The sequence below is a fragment of the Pseudooctadecabacter jejudonensis genome (assembly GCF_900172275.1).
GTDB classification, from domain to species: domain Bacteria; phylum Pseudomonadota; class Alphaproteobacteria; order Rhodobacterales; family Rhodobacteraceae; genus Octadecabacter; species Octadecabacter jejudonensis.
Genome location: NZ_FWFT01000001.1, coordinates 26,134 through 41,550, shown reverse-complemented (window position 1 = coordinate 41,550; position 15,417 = coordinate 26,134). Strand labels below are relative to the sequence as shown.

General features: G+C 54.8%; 14 protein-coding genes. 4 read left to right on the top strand and 10 right to left on the bottom strand.

What is annotated here, in order from left to right; translation table 11 throughout:
- Positions 1-57: 57 nt before the first annotated feature.
- The 6 genes from PSJ8397_RS17300 to PSJ8397_RS00175 form a co-directional block, all read right to left on the bottom strand.
- Entirely contained in the window at positions 58-327 is a 270-nt protein-coding gene (locus PSJ8397_RS17300; protein WP_268794650.1) for an HNH endonuclease, read from the bottom strand.
- 25 nt (positions 328-352) lie between these two features.
- Positions 353-1,729 carry a terminase large subunit domain-containing protein gene (locus PSJ8397_RS00185; protein WP_235000525.1) on the bottom strand — a complete coding sequence of 459 codons (1,377 nt, stop codon included), beginning with the start codon at positions 1,727-1,729 and terminating at the stop codon, positions 353-355.
- Between the two features lie 312 nt (positions 1,730-2,041).
- Positions 2,042-2,401 (bottom strand): hypothetical protein, encoded by a 360-nt coding sequence (locus tag PSJ8397_RS16765; RefSeq protein WP_143515301.1) that lies wholly within the window; start codon positions 2,399-2,401, stop codon positions 2,042-2,044.
- A 134-nt stretch (positions 2,402-2,535) separates the two neighbouring features.
- A complete protein-coding gene (locus PSJ8397_RS00180) occupies positions 2,536-4,755 on the bottom strand; it encodes a phage/plasmid primase, P4 family (protein ID WP_159453068.1) in 2,220 nt (739 codons plus the stop codon).
- Position 4,756: 1 nt separating this feature from the next.
- Complete coding sequence (locus tag PSJ8397_RS16950) at positions 4,757-4,948, bottom strand: transcriptional regulator (protein ID WP_159453067.1); 192 nt, start codon at positions 4,946-4,948, stop codon at positions 4,757-4,759.
- A gap of 192 nt (positions 4,949-5,140) precedes the next feature.
- Entirely contained in the window at positions 5,141-6,409 is a 1,269-nt protein-coding gene (locus PSJ8397_RS00175; RefSeq protein ID WP_085862549.1) for a tyrosine-type recombinase/integrase, read from the bottom strand.
- Between the two features lie 581 nt (positions 6,410-6,990).
- On the opposite strand from PSJ8397_RS00175, the gene PSJ8397_RS00170 reads away from it, so the two are divergent.
- The 4 genes from PSJ8397_RS00170 (at position 6,991) to PSJ8397_RS00155 (ending at position 11,541) form a co-directional block, all read left to right on the top strand.
- Positions 6,991-7,725, top strand: a complete 735-nt coding sequence (locus PSJ8397_RS00170; protein WP_085862548.1) for a tripartite tricarboxylate transporter TctB family protein — start codon at positions 6,991-6,993, stop codon at positions 7,723-7,725.
- Between the two features lie 8 nt (positions 7,726-7,733).
- Positions 7,734-9,230 carry a tripartite tricarboxylate transporter permease gene (locus PSJ8397_RS00165; protein WP_085862547.1) on the top strand — a complete coding sequence of 499 codons (1,497 nt, stop codon included), beginning with the start codon at positions 7,734-7,736 and terminating at the stop codon, positions 9,228-9,230.
- Positions 9,231-9,252: 22 nt separating this feature from the next.
- Positions 9,253-10,194, top strand: a complete 942-nt coding sequence (locus tag PSJ8397_RS00160) for a tripartite tricarboxylate transporter substrate-binding protein (protein ID WP_085862546.1) — start codon at positions 9,253-9,255, stop codon at positions 10,192-10,194.
- Positions 10,195-10,266: 72 nt separating this feature from the next.
- On the top strand, positions 10,267-11,541 hold the full coding sequence (locus tag PSJ8397_RS00155) for a type I glutamate--ammonia ligase (protein ID WP_085862545.1): 1,275 nt from the start codon (positions 10,267-10,269) through the stop codon (positions 11,539-11,541).
- Positions 11,542-11,629: 88 nt separating this feature from the next.
- Here PSJ8397_RS00155 and PSJ8397_RS00150 read toward each other — a convergent pair whose 3' ends face one another.
- From PSJ8397_RS00150 to PSJ8397_RS00135, 4 genes are read right to left on the bottom strand one after another with little or no spacing between them, the layout of a single operon-like run.
- Positions 11,630-12,541, bottom strand: coding sequence for a glucokinase (locus tag PSJ8397_RS00150; RefSeq protein ID WP_159453066.1), 912 nt, complete (start codon positions 12,539-12,541; stop codon positions 11,630-11,632).
- A 4-nt stretch (positions 12,542-12,545) separates the two neighbouring features.
- Positions 12,546-13,643 carry an ABC transporter ATP-binding protein gene (locus PSJ8397_RS00145; RefSeq protein ID WP_085862543.1) on the bottom strand — a complete coding sequence of 366 codons (1,098 nt, stop codon included), beginning with the start codon at positions 13,641-13,643 and terminating at the stop codon, positions 12,546-12,548.
- Positions 13,644-13,647: 4 nt separating this feature from the next.
- The gene (locus PSJ8397_RS00140; RefSeq protein ID WP_085862542.1) at positions 13,648-14,541 is read right to left on the bottom strand and encodes a carbohydrate ABC transporter permease; all 894 of its coding nucleotides are present in this window, start codon (positions 14,539-14,541) and stop codon (positions 13,648-13,650) included.
- On the bottom strand, positions 14,534-15,406 hold the full coding sequence (locus tag PSJ8397_RS00135) for a carbohydrate ABC transporter permease (protein ID WP_085862541.1): 873 nt from the start codon (positions 15,404-15,406) through the stop codon (positions 14,534-14,536). Before PSJ8397_RS00135 ends, PSJ8397_RS00140 begins: the two co-directional genes overlap by 8 nt.
- Positions 15,407-15,417 lie beyond the last annotated feature (11 nt).

The following is a 15,417-nucleotide window of genomic DNA, read 5'->3' as shown; positions in this document are numbered from 1 at the left end:
TGAATACCTATGCAATGTTGCGTTGAATTGCAGGCATTTTACCGCGTTTCGCAGGTTCTAACTAATTGGGCAGCGCATCAACGCTTGCCATGCCTTGCGGTCGGGGGACGCTTCTTTGTGTCCACATTCCAAGCGGGTTTTGCGGGTATGGCACCCCGCGCAAAGCGATTGCAGGTTAGTCGGTTCAAACGCCAAATCTGGACGGTCGCGCACAGGTGCAATGTGATCGACTTCAAGACGTCCGACAGACCCACAACTGACACAGGCATAGTCGTCACGCCTCAAAATTAAGGGCCGTAAGCGCCGCCACCGCGCACTAGACGTCACTTTCTTGGAATGGCGAAAATAGTCCTTAGACCCACCCGACAACAGTGGCCCCCTTTACGGGGCGGGCAATGCGCCTTTGTCCCTCAGCAATAGCAATGACACTTGCAGACGCCGCATCAATCCGCCCTTTAGAACGTGCCTTTGTGATTTTGATATTGTTTGCAGGGTCGCGCAGGCAAACCGCATCGGCAAAGGCAGATCGCAACAAAAGTGACGGGGCCGTAAAAACCTGTTCATCAAAGCAAGCCCGCTGGAACCTTGTTGCGTCCTCATTCCCGTCTTTGAAACCAAACCCGCGCCACACGACAGGGACACGGATACCCGCTTGCACAAGGGATTCGGTGAATTCGGCTTGGCGGTAACGGTCCGCGACCAGCGCCACGACATTTTCACCGTCCACATGGGACAACGTATCACGCAGAAAGGCGGCAATCGGCACCACTTGCCCGCCAATGGTTTTCAATTCGCCGCGTGTATTCATCTCGACGTATCGGTCCTTTACCCCGTCAGCTTCACCACGCGCTGCAAGTGTCGGCTCTGACCCAAAGGCACCCAAACATTCAAGACGCCCCGTTTCGGGCCAATAGAACGCCGCGCAGGACATACTTACCGCGCCGCCCATATCAATGCCTATGATGCAATCACCTTGGCGCTTTGGCACCTTGTCTGTTTCGATTGCAAGATACTGGTCCACAGTCAAAAGCATGTCGCGGGTTTCGTCTGACAAGCGTTGATTGAGGTTCAAAAGCCTGAAACTGGTCAGCGCAGACCCGCCCCGTGCGATTGCCCTGTCAGCTTGCTTTTGCAGCCACGCAACACTTGACCCCACGCCCTCAGACGCGCCCGGATTGGCCGCAAGAATACCGTCCAGATCGTCAGCGGGTTTGCCATCGGGGGCGCGGAATTCCAGAACAAAGGTGCCGTTTGGTGGGTTGTCTATCAATTGGGACAGCGGGTGCGTGTCGCTTGGCGCTGACGTTGAAATAATCAACGCACGCCCTGCCCGTTTGCCCAAGCCCGACAGTAAGGATTGCTCTAGTTCGCGGCCTTTGGTTTCTGACCAGAACCCAAATTCGTCCAGCACCACCAAAGTCGGGGCCGACCCAAGGTTGCTTTTTCCCTCAGCCGCCAAGGCTTTAACAATGCCGCCGTTGTGGCCGCTGAATTCTATCTCAAGTTTGGACCCACGCCGTATTGTCAGTTGTTCTTGCACATCATCGGGCAGACTTTCCGAAAACCCCAAGACAAATTGCCAAGCGATTTTGGCTTGGTCGCGGGTCAGCGCGGCAAGCAAAACTTCGCGGCGCGGTTGCGTGTCATAGACCCCAATCAAATGCGCCAAGGCGATGACAGCCGCCAAAGCGGTTTTTGCGTTGCCCCGTGCAATAGTCAGGATTGCCATTTCCGTGTCAGGCTCTAAAGCCCCACGGATAAATGCTTGCTGATATTGGCAAAGGACAAGCGGTTCGCCAGCTTTCGGGCCTTCAGGGATTTTCAAAGTCGCGGCGAATTCGATTACTTTATCCGCGTCAGTCATTGGATTTTTTTTCGGAATTTTCGGGAGAGAGAACAGGTAACTCCCCACCTCGTGCTAGCCCCTCCCCAGAAACGCTTACGGTGGCCCCGCTCTGCTCTATTACAGCCACGCACAGTGCCATGCGTAGCAATGCCACCTCTGACAGTATCGCTGACAAGATGGCCCTGTAAGCGTCTCTCATACGGTCACAATCATATGCAACGCGACGGGTTCACCGTGCGGAATTGCTTTAACTTGAACGACTGATAAATCCTGACCATTCACGCGCACGGTGTCGCCTAAGTTTGGCAATACGTCAGGCAACAGAGTTGTGACGCTCAGGTCAGTTGACTTTACTTGATTGTTTGCAGTCACATAATCCGCCGATACGCCGACCACGACAGCAGGCACGTCCTGATACACTGTTGACGTGCTAGGGGGATCAAATGGGGACGCGCCTGCCGTTGTGACTGTCTTGGCTAGCTGCACCGACCCCATACGTTTATGGGTCAATAGGTGAGCAGCGCGGTCTTTTAACTGTTCAAATGAATATGCCATGCCCGCATATTATCAGGGGCATGGCGATTGGTTTAATTGGGGGATGACGCTTTGTGACGCCTCAGCCATTATCGCACGTAGGATAGAAAAGTCGTATTTGTTACATCCTACGTATGATAAAGGATTAACCGTCACTATGTGTCATTTTGGATCAATTTAAGCCCCTTAATCCCTCGCCCCTTACTTGTTCGCCCATTTGGATAGCCGCGCTCATTTAGCTGACTCTTTAAGGCGTTCAAAGTTACCTCGCTTGCGCCATTCTTTTCGGACCAACTGCCAAAACGCCGTTCAAGATCACTGTTAGAAACGAAACCGCCAAGTAGGTCGGAGGTCTCATCGGCTAAAAACTGACCCAACCAATCCTGATCGTCAAAGTAACCATCGCTCGCTTGCTGAATACAATCAGGGACAGCCAGACCGATGCGCCGCCATTCTAAACACCCGTCAATGCACCACCGTAGAATTTCAGGCCATTCCTCTTTTAGCTTGTTCGCTAAATCTGGATCGCGTTCATTCTTTGGGATAGTCACGTCAAACGGGACCAATACTAAGCGACTGCGGATCGCTTCATCGACGCCATTTAAGTCTGGCCGTGTATTGCCTGAAATCATCAAGGTTAACTGCGGGTCAAAATCAAAGAAATCCTGACGCATTAAGCGTGCGGTTATTTTGTCGCCACCTGTTAGGTCTTTGATAACCGCCTCATTCCACACCTTTCCGCGTGGTAGTTCGCTACCAAGCACCAACCTTGCCCCCTGCAACCCTGCCAAACCCGTGGCGTGCTTATCCCCCGACGACTTTAGAAAAATCTCTGAGGCCGCCTGACGCGCATAATCCTTCCAAATGCCCGAAAGTGTATTTGTAAGAACGCCTTTGCCGTTCCGACCGCTACCGTGGAAAAAAAGCAATTTATGCTCTGTTGTCAGTCCCGTGAGCGCATAGCCCGCCGCACGTTGGACGAAAGCAATCTTTTCCGCGTCCCCTGCAAACGTTCGATCTAAAAACGTCAGCCAGCGTTTTGGAACCGATCCAGCGGGTGCAGGCGATACAGCAACCGACTTTGTAATCATGTCCTTTCGCTTGGCGTCGTTTAGATCGCCCGTGGTGAGGTCAATTGTTCCTGACGGGGTGCCAAGCAACGTGAGGTTTTTGTCAAAATAGTCTGACAAGGTTGCACTTGCGGGATTCGAGCGCGCTAGCGTTTCGACTGCTTGGACCTTACTGTTAGCACGTAGAGACTTTACCGCCGCTCTTATTTTGTCTAGCTCTACGCCTTCAATTCCCTCTCTGGCCGCATATGCAAACAAGCTTTCGCCTTTGCCACGTAAGAATTCTCTTACTTGGGTCATATGGCGCTTAAGAGTATCTTGTCGCCAGATGCCGTCTTCCCAAAGAAACCATCTGCCCAAATCAGCGGCGTATCGAGCATCATTATTCCAGCCAATTAGGCCAAGCTCTAAGGCCAAAGCATCTTCGCTCAGACCGTCACCGTTAAACGTAGCGACTTCGCCACCAAGGTAATGCACGAGAGTTCCAACGGACAAACTGCCATCTGGCGATGAAGTATCCCAAAGCTTCTCTGGGTCACCCTCTTTAGCGCCGCTAAAGCGGTAGGAAAACCCCAAGAAAGCTTCCCTGGCTTCATTCCCGCAAACCCCTTTAGCGGCCAAGCCGATCTTGACCCATTCTTCGCGCGTAAAGTTGTTTTCAGCCAAATCTAGAAGCCCGATGACCTTTGCGCGGTCCAGCTTTGACACGGTAGCAGGGGCTTGAACGGCCCTTTGGCGTTGCTTCAACGGTATCCAATCGGGGGCGTCAGATAGATCGTCCCAATCGGTTTGCATTTCATAAGTGCCACCCTGAAAGGTAGATTGATCTAGCAGGATATAGCCGTTGTGTTTTACATCAACGCCACTGCAAGCGGTGCTAGCGTATTCAGCCCCAAAAGGTGCTTTGAAAATGTAATGTGTGCCGCCTCTTGCAGAGGTTTGTATCGTTGTGTCGGGAATATCCAAGCCAGCGGAGAAGATTTGCCATTCACAGTCTTGCTTGTAGCTGTCCACATCTACAGCGACCAAATCTGACGCCTTTAAGTTCAAGCCGACGTTTGCGTTTGGATTGTCCGTCCACCACCTACGGACCTGTTCGACGTCAGCCGTCGCATACTTATGCCACGCACTAATGGCAGGCTCCTTTCCATCCTTTTTGCATGGAAAAACCTTAAATCCCCTTTCAGCGGCATTTTGCGCAGCTTGCCCTTTTTTTGATAGCGTTATGGGTGTGGTAGAGTTAACAATCACTGCATTGATTGCGCCACTAGTTTCGCCGCTGGTGGCGTTTTCTGGCAATGTCATATTATTGCGCGCCCCCTTGCTGTTCCATCCACGTCGCAAGAGCGGCCTCAGACCAGTAGCGGCGACCCCGAATTCTTGACGGCTCAGGGAAGTTGAGCGTTTCATCTTGCCCCATGCGCCATAGGGTCATGGTTGAAATTCCGCCTAGACGGTCGCGCAGCTCAACCGAGTTCAATTGTCTTTGAAAAGTCATTTTTGTTGACTTCCTTTCTGGGTAGTGCGAAAAGGAATCCAGATAGACGTCCAATCTAATCTGGTGATTCGGCTATAAAACCGTTCCCTCGTTGCCGATTCGCTGAAAAATAGTAGCAACACTCATATCGTATCATGGCTGTCAACCCCCTCCAAATAGGGGTAGTTCTAACTTGTTACGCGGTGTTAACGTCTAGGACGTCGAGGCGTGCAAAAACCGCACCCAATCCTCCATCATCGCGCGGCGTTTTTCGACCATATCACCACGGTCGTAGGCTTGTTGTGTCTTAGAACCTAGCTTATGCCAAAGCGCGATTTCACCAAGATCAGCTTCATAATCAGAGACGTCAGACACCCAAACGCGGAAGGCAGTTCTAAGCCCGTGCGGGATAGCAGCGGCACCAGTATGCCCGTCCACATAACCGACACCGTCAATCTCTACCTTAGCTTCATGTTGCATTCGCATTGTCTTCCCCGCCGTTGCGTCTGACAATGCCTTACCCTTTGGCCCATGAAAAACGACGTCGCTGTCGGCGTATCTTGGCAAATCTTTCAACAGCTCAATCATGTCAGGTGTTAGTGGCACCTTTTTCGGCCTGTCTTTGGCGGGTATTTTCGAAGCTACTCGCGCTGGCTGGACGGTCCATATTCCGGCTTCTAAATCAAACTCTGACCATGTCGCGTGGCGAACGGCCCCTGTTCGCGTGGCGGTCATAGCTTGGAATTGCAGTGCCTTTGCACCCATGCTGTCCTGTTCGCACAAATCAGCCCACCAAGACGGAACATCTTTAAGCTGCAGAGTTGGATAGTTTTTGCTGCCCTTAAATTCTGGCAACACAATCTGCAAATTGCCACGGTAACGTGCTGGATTGTCACCCGTCCGCATTTCCATGACCATGGCATAATCAAGAATGTCGTGGATTGATCTTTGAAGTTTGGTCGCAGCTTCGTTCTTTTCTAGCCATATGGGTTCCAAAACAGACAGCACGTCGCGCATAACAATGTCGGCGACCTGCAAATGTCCCAAGGTCGGGACAGCGTAGGTGTTCAACGCCGCCTCCCAATTCTTGAGGTTCTTAGCTGTGATCTTAGCAGCCCGTCTCGGACGGTAGGCGTCCATCACATCACTAAACGTTGGCCCCTTCACCTCAGCCGCAATCAGAGCCGCCCTAGCCTTTTGTCGCAATGCGATAGGATCGACACCATTCCTGATTTGCTCTTTAGCTTCACGGGCCGCGTTCACGGCCATGCCAAGCAGCACTTCGCTACATGACCCAAGACCAATGTGACGGCGCTTCGTGCCGATCATAGTTTTTAGAAACCAGCTTCGCGCGTTGTTCGGCGTGATCTGAATATGAAGCCCCGAAACGTGACCAACTGGATAGACTGTTGGTCTGTTCTCATGTTTGGGTCGGAGCCTGTCAATTTGTGTGGCTCTCAGTTTTTGTGCTTGTTTTGGCATCCATCAACCTATCTGACATTAAATTCGTTCTGTCATGATATTCGATGTTAGGCGTTGATCCTATTCAGGGTCGGATTGTTCAGTGATTTTAATAGATTAGTCATAACAGGACATATCAAGAAATATCGTTTTTTTGCCTACCGCCGGAGCCAAATCTCTCTGAAATTATTGTGTCAAAGTGGCGTTCCAACTTGGGGCCGATGCGATGCGATACGCTGACGGGTTTGACTGCACCAATATGTACGTCTGGCGTGTTTACGTCGGTTTTGCCGCAATGCAAATGCAGAGGATGCGCGTGACGCGTGAAAGACAAACCAATCCCCCCTTCTAGGGCCACGCTGCACCAGTCACGGCGAGATGCCAAAGCACATCGACCGGTCGATTTGCCATGCGAGGGGCCAGCAAGACCTATAGGGGCATCGCTCACGCCATTAATACTTGACATGTTAACTATCTCTTCGCAGTCTGCCGTTGGGGTTTGGCCATGGCCAAGTCAAAAAACACGCTAATCTTTGTCGAGGGAGGTCAAGGATGTTGGGCAGACAGTTCGATGATTTGGCGCGCCGTGATTGGGTTGTGCGATGACGGCCAATGCCGGGTCCAGCGCGGACCTTTACCTTTTTGATGAAAGCGTGCCGGCTGAGGCAGGCCACGGTTTCCAAAGCGAATGCCCTCCCGACAAGAAGGTCAAAGTCGAGGATCTGTTCAATTTCTCCCGCAAACGGGGTGATTTTCAGGCCTCCATCGTCGCGGCCTTGCTCGCCTTGTTTTTCCTTGTGTTCTTTGGGAGCCAGACCGGCTGGGACGCCAGAAAACTGCCAGACGATATGGGAACCTACGTCGCCTATCAATTTGGGCTCGCCGATATCGAAGGCCGTGTGACCCGTCTGGGCCGGATCGTTAAACAATCATGGGTCGCACCACTGCTGTGCCTGATCATTCTCGTCCCCGCTGCCCTGTGGAATTTACGCGCGTCGTGGAAAGAAACCACATGGCGCAAACGGTTTCTTTTGCCCACGAGCGCATATTTCGAGCTGACCAAATACGTGGCGGCCTTGGAATATGTGGCCTATTTTATTGGCTACACCCTGATCGTGCCCATTCTGGGCTACCTCGTCTCGACGTTGATCTTGGGCACCTATCTGACATGGCGTCTGGGCTATCGCAGCCCCCGCTGGATAATGACGGGGTTCCTATCCAGTGTCGCCGTCGTCCTGGCGTTTCGCACGTTTCTGCAAATCAAAACGCCATTGAACATTTGGCTTTATGATCAACTTCCTGACGCCACGCGCGCGTTCATGTTGACGTATTTCTAGGGGATCACATGGAGGCGTTTCTGACAGGTTTGGACAGTTTGATGCAACCCAGCGTGCTGCTTGCAATCCTGATCGGGTCTGTCGGTGGTTTGGCTATTGGTGCGGTGCCGGGGATTGGCCCCGCCATCGCCATCGCGATCCTGCTGCCCGCCACGGTGTTTCTGGATGATCTGGTCAGTCTTGTCTTGCTTTTGGGGGTTTATGGGTCGTCCATGTATGGCGGCGCTGTCCCTGCCATTTTGATCAACACCCCCGGAACACCCGTCAACGCGCTGACCACCTATGACGGCTACGCTATGACCCGCCGGGGTGAGGCCTCGCGCGCGCTGTCACTGGCCTATTCTGCCTCATTCTTTGGGGGCTGTTTTTCGATCATCATGGCGCTGCTGGCTTTGTTCGCCTTTGGACCATACCTGCGTGATCTTGGGGCGCTGTTTGGTCAGCGTGACATCTTGATGGCTGCAATTCTGGGCGGCGTGTTGTTGATTGCCGCACATCGGCAGACCATGGGCATTGCGGCGCTTTTGTTCGGGTTCGGCTTTCTGATTGCCATGATCGGGCGGCAGTCGACCCGCCAGATCGACAGATACACCTTCGACATCGAATACCTCTATTCCGGTTTCAACCTGATCGTGGTGATCGTCGGGATCTTCGCCCTCAGTCAGGCCCTGAACCTGATGGTCGGCAAGGATGATGACCCGCCCGAGGCCCGTATTTCGGGCGGTCTTCTCAACGGGTTCCGCGAAATCGCTCGGCGCAAATTGATCACGGTGTGTTCTGCGATCTATGGCACGATCATGGGCATCATCCCCGGTGTTGGCGAATTCGTGGCGCAGTTCTTCAGCTATTCAACGGCACGGTCTTTGTCCAAGGACCCTGCACGGTTCGGCCATGGTTCACCCGAAGGACTTATCGCATCAGAGACATCCAACAACGCGGTGCCCGCCGCCGCAATGATCCCCCTTTTGGCCTTGGGCGTGCCCGGCGAAGCACTGACCGCGATGATGATGGTCGTGTTCTTTGACGCTGGGATCAAGCCGGGACCTGACATCTTTGAAAACAACCCCGACTTCCTGTTCAGCCTGTTTACCGCGCTGTTGATCATCAATGTGTTGGTCCTGATCACCCTGCTGTTTTCAACACGTCTGATTGCCAAGATGGTCTACATCCCGAACCGTTTTCTGGGCGCGTTCATCATGATCTTGTCGTTCGTCGGCGTTTATTCGATCCGCAACAGCCTGACGGATTGCATCTTTGCGGTTATCTTCGGCTTTATCGGGTTCGTGCTGCGCCGCCTTGACTGGCCACTTGTCCCGATTGTGCTGGGCCTTGTGCTTGGGTCCATCATTGTAGAACGTTTGACCGCTGGCGCGGGGCAAATCAAATCAGCGGTTGATCTGATCAACCGGCCCGTTTCGGGCACCTTATTCGTGGTGATCCTCATGGTCATAGGATTCATCATTTGGACGTCGATCAAAAACAGACGCACGAATTATCAAACATGACCTAACAACAAGGGAGACTATAATGAAAAATCTCGCACTTACGGCCGCTTTGGCTGCGACAACCGCCCTCGTGGGTGCCCTGCCGGCCTATGCAGAATACCCCACATCACCTGTGCAATTTGTGGTGCCATTCCCTCCGGGTGATTTTGAAGACATCCTCACACGGATGATTGCCGCGAACATGCAAGAAAAGACCGGCGTGTCCGTCTCTGTGGTGAACAAACCCGGTGGCGGCGACGGCCCCTTCCCCGGCGCGCTTGAAGTCCTCGCTGCCCCTGCGGATGGCACTGTTGTGGGATCCTTTGTGGGCGTTGTTCCAATTGTGGGCCCCCTCATCGACATCGGCATCGAAATGGACAGCTTTGTTCCCGTCGGGATCTTTTTGACCTATCCCTTCGTTCTGGCAGCCTCTGGTGATGCGCCCTACAGCAACATGGCAGAGCTTGCGGCCTACGCCCAAGACAACGATGTTGTGCTGGGCCATTTCGGCGCCAGCCTGACGCCCACAGTGGCCTCTTTTGCAGCCGCCCAAGCGATGGATTTTGAATTTGCGGACGATTCCGCCTTTGACCTGCTGGATTGCAACACGCTGTCTGCGGGCGACGCGGATGTGATCAACACCACTTTGGCCTTGATCGAACCCTGCCTCGATGACCTGAACATCCTGGCCAACATCGGTAATGATCCCATCGCAAAGCTGGACGGCGTCGAAACCTTGTCGTCCCAAGCCGGCATCGAAGATCTTGAATTGTGGAACGGCCTTTTTGTCACAAAGGGCACCCCGCAAGAGGTGGTCGATACCCTTGCTGCCATTGCCGAAGAGACCATGGCCTCTGAGGCCGCCCAGCAACTGATGATCGAAACGGGTGCTGGCGTATACTGGCAAGATGCGGCCACTGCGGCTGGTCGCGTCGCAAATGACCGCGAGGTCGTGACCGGCATGATGGAAGCAATCGGCCAGTAAGGCCCTGTTGCCTGCCCGTCCAGTGCGACGGGCAGGCACGTCCCACACGAACGCGCGACAAAGGCCAAAAACATGACGAATATCAACCGGACGCGGGCGCTCTTTTGCGATTACCTTAACCTGCCCCGCGGCAAATATGTGCCCGTGGATGTGGCCGCCGGTGGGACGGTTGGGTTTGCGCGCGGTGCGTTTGCGGTGTCGTATGACCGCGAACTTGTAACGGTTCCGGGCTGCGATTTCTTCAACGGCGTGCCGGATATGGAATTGGTGCTGGACGCCGAACGACGCAAAGGATGGCAACCCGGCACGGAGATCGCCCTTGGCGACCTTTATGCAGGTGACATGCCTTTTGGCTTGTGTCAGCGCGGCGCCCTCAAACGTGCAGTGTCGGACTGGGAAAGCCTTGGGTTCTCCCCCATGATCGGGCTTGAGACCGAAGCCTTCATTTTCCAGCGCGACGAAGACGGCATTTGGCGTCCCTATGACACCCCTGGCGCCTTCGTCTACAGCACTGGCCCCGAAGGTGATCCGAAGGGCGTCATGGATGACATCTGGGAGGCCGCCTACGCCGCCGACATCCCGATCGAGAGCATGAACGGCGAATTCGACAATGGTCAGTTCGAACTGACACTTCGGTTTGATGGCGCTGTCAAAGCCTGCGACGATGCCTTTCTGCTGCGAACAATGGCGCGTGAGATCGGGTTGAAAAAGGGCCTGCTGCTGACATTTCTTCCCAAACCCGTGCCGGATCGCGGCGGGTCCGGTTTGCATGTGAACTTCAGCTTCAATGACACAAACGGACACAACGCCATTGCGCCCAACGGTGGCCTGTCTGATCTGGCAAAACACTGCGTGGCGGGGTTGATCCACCACCACCCCGCGCTTGCCGGTCTTCTGGCCACGACGGTCAACAGCTATGACCGCCTGACCGCGGGCGGCTTGGCGGGCTACTGGGCAAACTGGGCCGAAGATCACCGCTTGGTCACCACACGAACATCGACCAAATCGCCCAAATCCGCACGTCTTGAACACCGTATGGCCGATTGCGCGACCAACCCGTATCAGGCCGTGGCCTCCGTTCTACAGGCGGCCCGCTTGGGCTACGTCAACAAGATGCCCCTGCAACCAGCCGAGGATTTGGACGGCTGGGAAAACGTGCGCGAAAAACGTCATGTGCCGGCCGGTTTGGACAAATCCCTTGATGCTTTGGACCATGACGTCGCACTGCGCAAAGCGATTGGCGAATTGTACTGCGACGCGTTGCTGTACCTGAAACGGGATGAATTCAAACGCTTGACCGGCAAAAGCGTCGATGAGGTCCGCGACTTTTATCTTCCGTTTGTCTGACCGGACCGTCGCGCTTCGAACGCCCAGCGCGACGGCTGCGGCCGATCGTCACCGGCGCACCATGGTCTGCGCCAACCCACGTTCCAGATCAGTACCGTGCGCTGCCCAAAAGGGCTGCGCCATCTTGTTCAATCACATACAGCGCAGGTGTGCTGTCCGCCCGAAACCTGCAGGGCATTTTCAGGACGGTGACAAGCGGATCCGACGCGCATCCCACAATGGCGCGCGCCACGCTGCCCGCAAGAAAAATGCCCTGCGTCGGCATGTAGCTGAGTGAAAATTCACGCAACAACAAACCCAACAGCCGCGCATAAAGGTCAATCGCAGCCTTGGTGTTGGGGGCGCCGTCCGTTGCGTACGCCTGCACAGCCATTTCCCCCGTGAGCCTGCCCGCGCCTGTGACCGCGCGACAAAAGGCTGTCAGGCCACGGCCTGAAAACAAGGTCTCGATTGTCGGAAACAGGGCTGGATTACAGCCATGTTCGACCAGTTCAGCCAAGATCGCGGACGGCATCGACACATGCCCCGCTTCTGCGGGCGGACACACCGTTGCCCCATCTTTGCAGATCACCTGAGAGATGTTGAACCCGGTGCCGATCCCCACAACCAACGCCTGACCGTCGGGTTCACGGGGCAGGTCTCCCCCGCACACCTGCGTCACGTGATCTGCGCCAAACACAGGCACAGCATGTCCCAAGGCCCCAAGATCATTCAGCAAAACCACGCGCTTGCACGCGAAGTCCTGTTTCATTGCATCTGCATTGATCGTCCAGTTGCGGTTGGTCAATCGCGCGCGGCCCGCGTGCACGGGCCCCGCAACCGCAATGACCATTTCATCGATCCCCGCACCGCGCTGCGCGCCGCGATAGGCGCGCAGCAGGTCATCTAGGCTATCCCAATCGGCGTTGGAATACCGTTCGATTGACGTGTCGTCGATAACGCCTTTCGCGCACAACGCCACACGGGCGTTGGTGCCACCAATATCCGCAACCAGCCGCACGGGTTTAATTCAACCGTTCGCCCGTATCCGGCGCAAAGTAAGACACTTTGCCCAGATCGAACGCGAGGTTGAGGTGTTGTCCGGCCACAGCACCCGTTTCAGCGTGCAGACGTGCCGTCACGTGCTTTCCGCCCAGCTGCATCACCGCATAGGTGTCAGCGCCCGCAGGCTCTACGATGTCGATCATGCAATCGGCTTCCTGACGCCCTTCACCACCGCGCAACGATGCGTCAGCGATGTCTTCAGGACGCACGCCGAGGATCACATTCTCGGGCAGGTCCTTGTTGTTGGTGTCGATCAAAGTGATCGGGGTCCCGTTGGCGCGAGCGATTTCAACCTCCAGGCCCTTCCCGTTCATCCGGGTCGTGGCCGGGATCAGGTTCATCGCGGGGCTGCCCATGAAGTCCGCCACAAACAGGTTGGCCGGGTGATTATAGATCTCGGACGGGGTGCCGATCTGTTGGATAACGCCCCCTTTCATCACCACAATCTTGGTCGCCAGTGTCATCGCCTCAATCTGGTCGTGGGTCACATAGACCATGGACGCGCCAAGGCGCTGGTGCAGAGCTTTGATTTCGGTCCGCATTTCAACGCGCAGTTTGGCATCAAGGTTGGACAGCGGTTCGTCAAACAAGAACAGTTTGGGGTCACGAACCAGCGCACGGCCCATGGCGACGCGCTGTCGCTGGCCGCCGGACAGTTGACCCGGTTTGCGATCCAACAACGGTTCAATCTGCAACTGGCCTGCGACCTGTTTCAGCTTTTCGTCCTGCGTGGCCTGATCGACGCCGCGCACCTTCATGCCAAAGGTGATGTTTTTGGCAACGGTCATCGTCGGATAAAGCGCGTAAGACTGGAACACCATGGCGATGTCTCGGTCCTTGGGGTTGACGTGGGTCATGTCACGCCCGCTGATGCTCAGCGTGCCGCCCGAGATCGGCTCAAGCCCTGCGATGCAGTTCAGCAAGGTGGATTTGCCGCAACCGGAGGGGCCGACCAGAACAAGAAAGTCCCCCTGTTCGATGGACACGTTGATGTCTTTGAGAATTTCAACCGACCCATAGCTTTTGAACAGGTTGTTGATTTCGAGGATGGGAGCCATGGAGTTATCCTTTCACGGATCCAGCGGTCAGACCGCGGACGAAATATTTGCCAGCGACGACATAGACAAACAAGGTCGGCAGGGCTGCGATGATCGCGGCGGCCATATCCACGTTGTAAGCTTTGACGCCAGTGGTTGAGTTTACGATGTTGTTGAGGGCGACCGTCACAGGCTGTGTGCCTGCTTGGCTGAAGGACACGCCGAACAGGAAGTCATTCCAGATCTGGGTGAACTGCCAGATGACGGTCACGACGATGATCGGCAAGGACAGCGGCAAGAAGATCGACCAAAAGATGCGGAAGAACCCTGCCCCATCGACCTTGGCGGCCTTCGTCAGCTCAGACGGGATCGACACGTAGTAGTTCCGGAAAAACAATGTGGTGAACCCCAGCCCGTAGATGACATGGACAAAGATCAGCCCCGGTATGGTTCCAGCCATCCCCATCAGACCCAACATGCGGGCCATGGGCAGCAAAACCACCTGAAACGGAATGAAGCACCCAAAAAGCATCAGCGCAAAGAACAGGTTGGCCCCCCTAAAGCGCCACTGCGCTACAACGTATCCATTCAGGGCACCAATCAGGGTTGATATCAGAACCGCAGGGATCGCAATCAGAACCGAATTCCAGAAATAAGGACGCACGCCTTCGCACTGAATGCCTGTGCAGGCTTCGGACCAGGCGGTGCGCCAGGCCTCCAGCGTGACTTCGCGGGGAAGCGAAATCAGGTCTCCCGTGCGGATTTCATCAAGGCTCTTGAAGGATGTCGTGATCATGACGAACAGCGGCATCAGATAGAACAGGATGAAGACACCCAGCATCAGGTAAAGGCCCCAACGCAGCACAATCTTTGCCATACGGCTGCCCGACTGAGGCGGCGTGTAAGAGATATCAGTCATCTTTGGTCCTCAATTCGGAATAGAGGTAAGGCACAACAATCGTGAACACGACGGCCATCATGATCATGGCGGAACTTGCAGCCTGCCCAATGTCACCGCGCGAAAATGCCATCGTGTACATATACGTGGCGGGCAGATCTGTGGCGTAGCCGGGGCCACCGCCGGTCAGCGCGATAACAAGGTCAAAGCTTTTGATCGCGAGGTGTGACAGCACGATAAAGGCGGACAGAAAGATCGGGGCCATCGCGGGGATGATGATCGCCGTGTAGACCCGCCATGTGGGGATACCATCGACCTGTGCGGCCTTGATGATCTCTTGATCCACCGACCGCAGGCCAGCCAGGAACAAGGCCATCACAAAGCCCGAGCTTTGCCAGATCGCGGCAATGACAACCGTATAAATCGCCATGTCAGGGTTCACGAGCCAGTCGAAGGTGAAGTCCTCAAAGCCCCAGCCGCGCACCGTCGCCTCAAGGCCCAGACCTGGGTTCAGGATCCACTTCCACGCCGTACCGGTCACAATCATCGAAAGGGCCATCGGATAGAGGTAGATCGTGCGAATTGCACCCTCGGTGCGGATGTTCTGATCCAGCAAAATAGCAAGAATGAGGCCAAGGATCATTGCAATCACAATGAACAGAAAGCCAAACACAAACAGGTTGCTAAACGCTGTGTCCCAGCGGGGAGAGTCAAAAAGACGGTCATACTGGATGAACCCGTCAAGCTCGTATCTTGGCAAAAGGCGCGACCGCGTAAACGAAACCCAGGCCGTCCAGCCGATAAAGCCGTAGACGAAAATCAGGACAACGATGAACGAGGGGGCCAATACCAATTTCGGCAAGTGTTCTTCAAACCACTTGGTCATTGGATGATCCT